A 7,380-nucleotide genomic window follows, 5' to 3' on the forward strand; every position below is an offset into this window, starting at 1 on the left:
AGGGCTCTAGATGGACAGAAAGGCGCGCCACGCTCCCGGTCTGCCTTCGGTGCTGGACGGATATCACACCCTGCCGGGCGTGTCGGATGAACTCCTCGACCCGCAGGGCGAGGTGCGCCCGGTCTGGCGCGCCTTCCTGAAGCATTTCGCAGCGCTCGCGCCCGAGGAGGTGACCCGCCGCTTCGCCCGGGGCGACCAGTATCTGCGCGATGCGGGTGTGTTCTTCCGCCAGTATTCCGCCGAGGGCTCGACCGAGCGGGCCTGGCCCCTGAGCCATATCCCGGTGCTGATCGAGGAGGCCGAATGGGCCACGCTCACCGCCGGGCTGGTGCAGCGGGCGGCGCTGATGGAAGCCTTGATGGCCGATCTCTACGGCCCGAACCGGCTGGTGGCCGAGGGCGTGCTGCCGCCCTCGCTGGTGGCGGGCAACCCGGAATGGCTGCGGGCGCTGGTCGATGTCGCGCCGCGCGGCGGGCATCATCTGCATTTCCTCGCCTTCGAGATCGGGCGCGGGCCGGATGGCACCTGGTGGGTGCTGGGCGACCGGGCGCAGGCGCCGTCGGGCGCGGGTTTCGCGCTGGAGAACCGGGTGGCGGTGGCGCGGGTCTTCTCCGATCTCTATGCCGAGGCGCATGTGCACCGGCTTGCCGGGTTCTTCCGCACCTTCCGGGACGCGCTTCTGGGGCTGCGGGCCGATCCCGACAGCCGCGTGGGCATCCTGACGCCGGGGCCGCTGAACGAGACCTATTACGAACACGCCTATATCGCCCGCTACCTCGGCTTCATGCTGCTGCAGGGCGAGGATCTGACGGTGGTGGATGGCGCGCTGATGGTGCGCACCGTCGCCGGGCTGAAGCCGATCTCGGTGCTCTGGCGCCGGCTCGACGGCGCCTATGCCGACCCCTTGGAACTGGAGGGCGCCTCGCGGTTGGGCACGCCGGGCTTCGTCTCGGCGCTGCGCCACGGCTCGGCCACGGTGGTCAACGGGCTCGGCTCGGGCGTGCTGGAGACGCGGGCCTTCCTCGCCTTCATGCCGCGCATCGCCAGGGCGCTGTTGGGCGAGGATCTGATCCTGCCCAATATCGCGACATGGTGGTGCGGGCAGGCGAAGGAGCGGGCGCATGTCGCGGCCCATCCGGACCGCATGATCATCAGCCCCGCGCTGTCCACCCGGCAGCCCCTGGAGGACGATCTGGCGGCGCTGGCCGAGGGGCAGGTGCCCGACGGCGATCTGGCGGGCTGGCTGGAGCGCGAGGGCCGGACCCTCGTCGGGCAGGAGTCGGTGAAGCTCTCGACCACGCCCGCCCATATCGACGGCGCGCTGGTGCCGCGGCCGATGAGCCTGCGCGTCTTCCTCGCCCGCACGCCCGAGGGCTGGCAGGTGATGCCCGGCGGCTTTGCCCGGATCGGCCGCACCAGCGATCCCAAGGCCATCGCCATGCAGCGCGGCGGGGCGGCGGCGGATGTCTGGATCGTCAGCTCCGGCGCGGTGGAGCCTGCGACGATGATCCCGGCGCAGGGCCCCTATGTGCGGGCCGAGCTGGGCGCGCTGCCCTCGCGCTCGGCCGACAACCTCTACTGGCTCGGCCGCTATGTCGAGCGGACCGAGGGCATCATGCGGCTGGTGCGGGCGCATCACACGCGGATGGCCGAGACCGGAGACCCCAAGGGGCCGCTGCTCGCGGCGCTGGCGCCGCTGTTCAAGGGGCAGGGGGTGGACCCGGAGCAGGGCATCCCCAAGGGGCTGATCTCCACGCTCGGCAATGCGGTGGCCAGCGCCGGGCAGGTGCGTGACCGTTTCTCGCCGGATGGCTGGTCGGCGCTGGCCGATCTCGACAAGTCCACCCGCCGCCTGGCCGAGCGGGTGCAGCCGGGCGACGATGCGGCGCGGGCGATCACTACGCTCCTGCGCAAGCTCACCGGCTTTTCGGGGCTGATCCACGAGAACATGTATCGCTTCATGGGTTGGCGCTTTCTGGAGTTGGGGCGCTTCATCGAACGCGCCGCCGGGATGTCTTCGGTGCTGGCGACGCTGGCCGACCCTTGGGCGCCGGAGGGCGCGCTGGATCTGGCGGTGGAATTCGGCGATTCCGTCATGTCGCACCGCCGCCGCTACACGGTCTCCACCACGCGCGAGACGGTGATCGACCTTCTGGCGCTGGACAGCAGGAACCCGCGCGCGATCCAGTTCCAGCTCGACGGCATCCGCGATCAGGTGGCGCTCCTGCCGCGGGCGCAGGTGGCGGGGCAGCTCTCGGACCTGTCGCGCGCCGTGCTGCGCTGCCACACCAACCTCGCGACCGAGCGGGCGGAACGGCTGGACACCGACGCGCTCTGGCGGCTGCGCAGCGAGATCTGGGGCATCTCCGACCTTCTGACCGAAACCTATTTGCGCTGATGCAGTATCACATCCGCCTCGCCGTCACCTATCACTACGCCCGCCCGGCGACCGGGGGGCGGCATCTGTTGCGGCTGCTGCCGCTGCATCTGCCCGGTGTGCAGGAGGTGTCGCAGGCCGCCGTCGCCATCAGCCCGCGCCCGGCGGATCGGGGGGAGTTCGCGGATTTCTTCGGCAACCGGACGGTCGAAGTGGCGCTGACCAGCGACCATTCCGACATCGCCTTCACCGCGACAGCGAGGGTCGACCGCTGCTTTCCCGGCTATGGTGAAGACAGTTCCACCCCGCTCGGGGAACTGGAGGCGGCTCTCACCGCCTGCCGCAGCCTGAGGGGCGATGCGCCGCACCACTTCCTCGCCGCCTCGCCGCGCATCCATCCGGTGGGCGAGATCACCGCCTATGCCCGCGAGGCGACCGAAGGGGCGCCGACTACCCGGGCCGCGGTCGAGGCGCTGGGCCGGGCGCTGCACCGCGACATGACCTTCGACGGCAGCGCCACCACGGTCGACACCCCGCCTGCCGAGGCTTTTGCGCATCGACACGGTGTCTGTCAGGATTTTGCCCAGATCATGATCGCCGGGCTGCGCGGGCTCGGCATTCCCGCCGCCTATGTCTCGGGCTTCCTGCGGACCACGCCGCCGCCGGGCCGCCCGCGTCTGGAAGGCGCCGATGCCATGCATGCCTGGGTCCGGGCCTGGTGCGGCGAGGCGCAGGGCTGGGTGGAGTTCGATCCGACCAACGACTGCCTGATCGGCGCCGATCACGTCGTTGTCGCCCATGGCCGGGATTACGGCGATGTCGCCCCGGTCTCCGGCATCCTGCGCGGGCCGGGCAAGCAGAAGACCCGGCATGCGGTGGATGTGATCCCGGTTCAGTAGCCGGTCATCTCCAGATAGCCGCGCCCGGAATGGCTGCCCGAGATGCGGATCGGCCCTTCCCAATAGGGCAGGCTGGTCGTCATCCAGGCCTGATCGTTCATCGCCGCCACCGTCACGTCGAGCCCCTTTTCGGGCAGCACCACGCGCCAGTCCACCGGCACATCGCGCCCGGCGACGCGCGCCTCGCGCAGCGGCGTCACCTGCAGCGCGCCCGGCGGCATCGGCGTCGGCGTGCCATCCGCCGCGATCCATGTCGCGCTGGTATAGCCCGCCCCGCCGTCGCGCAGCCGGAATCCCATCAGCCGCGCGCCATCGTCGAACATCAGCGAGAACCAGTCCCACCCGGTCTGATCCGCGGCCAGGGGCTGCGAGGACCACTCGCGGTCGAGCCATGCCTTGCCGGTGACCGCCAGCGGCGCGCCCGCCACGCGGATGCTGCCCTCCACCTCGTAGAACGGCTGCGAGTAGTAGTTGCTCGCCTGACCCGCCGCCGATTTCACCGAATAGCCGCCCTCGCCCTGCGGCACCAGGGGCCCGGTGGCGCGGAGCGCAAGATCGTAGCCGAAGCCCTCGCCGCTGGCCGTGACCCGCAGCGCCGAGAGCGCATCGCCCTCCGCGGCGGTCCCCAACATCTGCCAGTCGTCGATCCAGGCCTCGAAGGGCGCCGCCGTCACCCCCGCCTGCCCGATGCCGCCGCGCGCCAGTTTCTCGGCGACGTGATGCGTGTCGGGCGTGGTCAGCGCGGCATGGGCGAGCCAGAGCTGCGGACTCTGCCAGCCCTCGCGCTCCTCGGGGGCGAGGGCCGAGCGGAACAGCGTCCATTGCGCGCCGTAGTCGCGGCCGTCCTCGCCGGTGAGGGTGGCGGTCAGATACCACCATTCGATCCGGTAGTCCGGATGCGCGCCGTGATCGGCGGGAAACTCGAAGCCCCGGCCCGGCGCGGGCACGGCGAAGCCCTCGACCTCGGCGCCGAGCCCGGCGAAGCCCTGCGCATGCAACGGCGAGGCCAGCAGGCCGATCAGGGCAAGATACCTAACGTTCATTCGCAAAAACCCGCAAGAGGTCCGACGGCGCCAGCCGCGCCAGCCTGCGCACCGGAATGGCGGCAGCGATGGCGGCCGCCAGCAGGGCCAGCGCGCCCAGCCTCAGCCATTCCGCCGGGAAGACATGCATCGGCAGCCGCCAGCCGAAAGCCTCGACATTCACCACGGCCAGCAGCACCCAGGCCAGCGCCAGCCCCAGAGGTAGCGCCGCCAGCATCGTCACCGCTGCCAGCAACAGCGTGCGCAGCAGGTCGAGCCGCGCCAGCCGCGCCTTGGTGAGCCCCATGGCCCAGACCGGCGCCAGCTGGGGCAGGCGCATCCCGGAGAGCGTCATCAGGCTGGCGAACATCGCCAGCCCCGCCACGCCCAGCGTCAGCACGTTGAGCGCCGCGGTCACCGCAAAGGTGCGCTCGAAGATCGCCAGCGAGAAGCCCTTGATGCTGGCCTGATCCACCAGCCCGGTCTCGCCCAGCCCGAAGCGCTGCCGCATCTCCTCGGCCAGATCCGCCGCCTGCTCCGGCGCCACGCGCAGGCCGTAGCGCAGCCGCGACACCTCGGGATGCAGCGCCAGCAGCCGGTCGGTGGAAACGATCACCTGCGCCTCGGGGTTGCCGAAATCGCTGTAGATCCCGGCGATCTCGCCCTGCCATTCGGGAAGCACCAGCGGATCGCCGGGAACGAGGCCCTCGCGCCGGGCCAGCTGCTCGTTCACCAGCGCCGCATCGCCCAAGGCCACGCGGTCCCAGACGTCGGGCAGCGCCTGAAGCAGCGGCCAATGATCTCGGTAGGTGGCGTGGTCGGTGACGCCGTAAAGCTCCGCCGGCTGCCCCAGAACCTCGGTCCCGGCGCTGAAGATCGGCAGAATCGCATCGGTGCGGGGCTCCAGCCAGGCCACCATCTCGGCGGCCTCCGCCTCGCTGCGCGCGGTCAGGTAGAGCTCTGCCGCCAGCCGCTGGTCGAGCCAGCCGGTGAAGGTCAACCGGAAGCTCGACACCATGGTGCCGACGCCGATATTCGCCGCCAAGGCCAGCAGCAGTGCCATCAGCGCCAAGGACAGGCCCGGCAGCTGTTGCCGCGTGTCGGCCCAAAACCATTGCGCCAGCACCCCGCGCGCCAGCCGCTCGCCCGCCCACATGCCGGCCCAGAGCAGCACCGGCAGCAGCAGCGCCGCGCCAAGAAGCAGCCCGGTCAGCACCCCGAACCCGGCCACCAGCCCATGCCCGCCAAGCATCAGCCCCAGCGCCACGGTCAGCAGGGCGAGCCCGCCCCCCGCCTGCCAGCGCAGCGCCCGTTCCGAGGCCCGCGCCCAGGCCCTCGGCTGCGCAGGGGCCAGCAGCGGCAGGCGCCAGACCCGCCACAGGCTCTGCGCCGCCGAGACCAGCGTGCCCAGCACCGCAATGCCGAGCCCGGCCAGCCACCAGCCGGGCCGCAGGCTCAGCACCCCCGGCACCTCGGCGCCGTAGAGCCCGCGCAGGGTCGCCGCCACATCGGGCAGCAGCAGCGCGGCCACCCCATAGCCGAGGGCCACGCCGATCATCCCGGCGACCAGCGCCAGCAGCATCAGCTCGCCCAGCAAGAGCCCGGTCAGCATCCGCCCCGAAAGGCCGAGCGCCCGCAGGGTGCGGAACACCGGGCGGCGCTGCTCGAAGGCAAGGCCGATGGCGGAATGCACGATGAAGAGCCCCACCGCGAAAGCGAGCAGCCCGAAGGCGGTGAGGTTCAGGTGGAAGCTGTCGGTCAGCCGCGCCAGCTCCGAGCCGTCCTGCGGCGCCTGCAGGACCAGCCCCAGCGCCGGGTCGAGCGGCGGCTGCGGCGAGCCGGGATGCACCAGCAGATGCGACACCGTGGGCCCGCTGCCCAGTAGTCTCTGCGCCTGCCCGATATCGGTCAGCGCCGTGCCGGGCGGCAGGCTTTCCGACAGGCGCAGCGGCGGCAGCTCCGCGCCTTCGATCCGGGTTTGCGTTTCGGCGTTCACATAAAGCAGCCCGGGCGGGGTGAGGAAGGGCAGCAGCGCATTGCCCTCGCCGAACTCAACCTGCTGCGCCTCCACCGGCAGGCTCAGCGGGTCGATGCCGATCAGCCGCAGGCTGCGCCGCCCCACCGTCAGCCGCCCCTCGACCACCGGGGAGACCAGCCAGCCCGCCCGGCGCAGCGTGACATAGACCTCCTGCGGGATCGGACGGTCGGCCACCAGCCGCGACAGCTGGTCCTGCCCCAGCGTCTCGGCGGCGCGGGCGTAGCTGGCGCGGGCCTCCGCATTGATCGCCTGCACCCCGGACCAGAGCGCCGTGGCCAGCGACAGGCCCAAGAGCAGCATGGCGAGCTGCAGCGGGCTGCGCCGCCAATGCGACAGCAGCGCCCCGAGCCCGGCGCGGATCACGTGACGCGCCCCGAGGCCAGATGCAGCCGCCCGCCCAGCCGGTCGGCCAGCCGCATCGAATGGGTGACCATCAGCAGCGCCGCCCCGGTCTGCGCCACCAGCCGCAGCAACAGCGCCATCACCGCGTCGCCAGTCGCCTCGTCCAGATTGCCGGTCGGCTCGTCGGCCAGCACCAGCTTGGGCCGCGCCGCCAGTGTCCGCCCGATCGCCACGCGCTGCTGCTGCCCGCCCGACAGCTGCTCGGGGTAGCGGCGCAGCATCGGCTCCAGCCCCAGCACCTGCGCGAGCTCGGCCTGCCAGGCCGGATCGTGCCGCCCCGAGAGCCGGGCCTGAAAGGCGAGGTTCGCCGCCACGTCGAGCGAGGGGATCAGGTTGAACTGCTGGAACACCAGCCCCACGGTGCCCCGCCTCAGCGCCGCCCGCGCCGCATCGCCCGCCTGCGCGATGTCCTGCCCGTCGATCAGGATCTGCCCGGCATCGGACTTGTCGAGCCCCGCCACCAGATGCAGCAAGGTGCTCTTGCCGCTGCCGGATTCCCCGGTCAGCGCCAAGCTCTGCCCGGCGTCGAGCTTCATGTCGATGCCATGCAGCACCGTCAGCGGGCCTTCACCGGTGGGATAGGACTTCTCGACGCCCGACAGGCTCAACAACATCACAGCACTTTCATATTGGCTTGAATAT

General features: G+C 71.4%; 5 protein-coding genes. 2 read left to right on the top strand and 3 right to left on the bottom strand.

Features of this window, described 5'->3' with window-relative positions:
- Positions 1-10 precede the first annotated feature (10 nt).
- Both C5F48_RS20425 and C5F48_RS20430 read left to right on the top strand, forming a co-directional pair.
- Entirely contained in the window at positions 11-2,398 is a 2,388-nt protein-coding gene (locus C5F48_RS20425; RefSeq protein ID WP_107665630.1) for a circularly permuted type 2 ATP-grasp protein, read from the top strand.
- Positions 2,398-3,276: a transglutaminase family protein gene (locus C5F48_RS20430; protein WP_107665631.1), complete on the top strand. Its 879-nt coding sequence runs from the start codon at positions 2,398-2,400 to the stop codon at positions 3,274-3,276. The genes C5F48_RS20425 and C5F48_RS20430 overlap by 1 nt, the downstream gene beginning before the upstream one ends.
- Here C5F48_RS20430 and C5F48_RS20435 read toward each other — a convergent pair.
- From C5F48_RS20435 to C5F48_RS20445, 3 genes are read right to left on the bottom strand one after another with little or no spacing between them, the layout of a single operon-like run.
- Positions 3,270-4,319 carry a lipocalin-like domain-containing protein gene (locus tag C5F48_RS20435; protein ID WP_107665632.1) on the bottom strand — a complete coding sequence of 350 codons (1,050 nt, stop codon included), beginning with the start codon at positions 4,317-4,319 and terminating at the stop codon, positions 3,270-3,272. The genes C5F48_RS20430 and C5F48_RS20435 overlap by 7 nt on opposite strands.
- Complete coding sequence (locus tag C5F48_RS20440; protein ID WP_107665634.1) at positions 4,309-6,636, bottom strand: ABC transporter permease; 2,328 nt, start codon at positions 6,634-6,636, stop codon at positions 4,309-4,311. Before C5F48_RS20440 ends, C5F48_RS20435 begins: the two co-directional genes overlap by 11 nt.
- Positions 6,637-6,695: 59 nt before the next feature.
- Positions 6,696-7,352 carry an ABC transporter ATP-binding protein gene (locus tag C5F48_RS20445; protein ID WP_107665633.1) on the bottom strand — a complete coding sequence of 219 codons (657 nt, stop codon included), beginning with the start codon at positions 7,350-7,352 and terminating at the stop codon, positions 6,696-6,698.
- Positions 7,353-7,380 lie beyond the last annotated feature (28 nt).

It is taken from the genome of Cereibacter changlensis JA139 (assembly GCF_003034985.1).
In the GTDB taxonomy this organism is placed as follows: domain Bacteria; phylum Pseudomonadota; class Alphaproteobacteria; order Rhodobacterales; family Rhodobacteraceae; genus Cereibacter; species Cereibacter changlensis.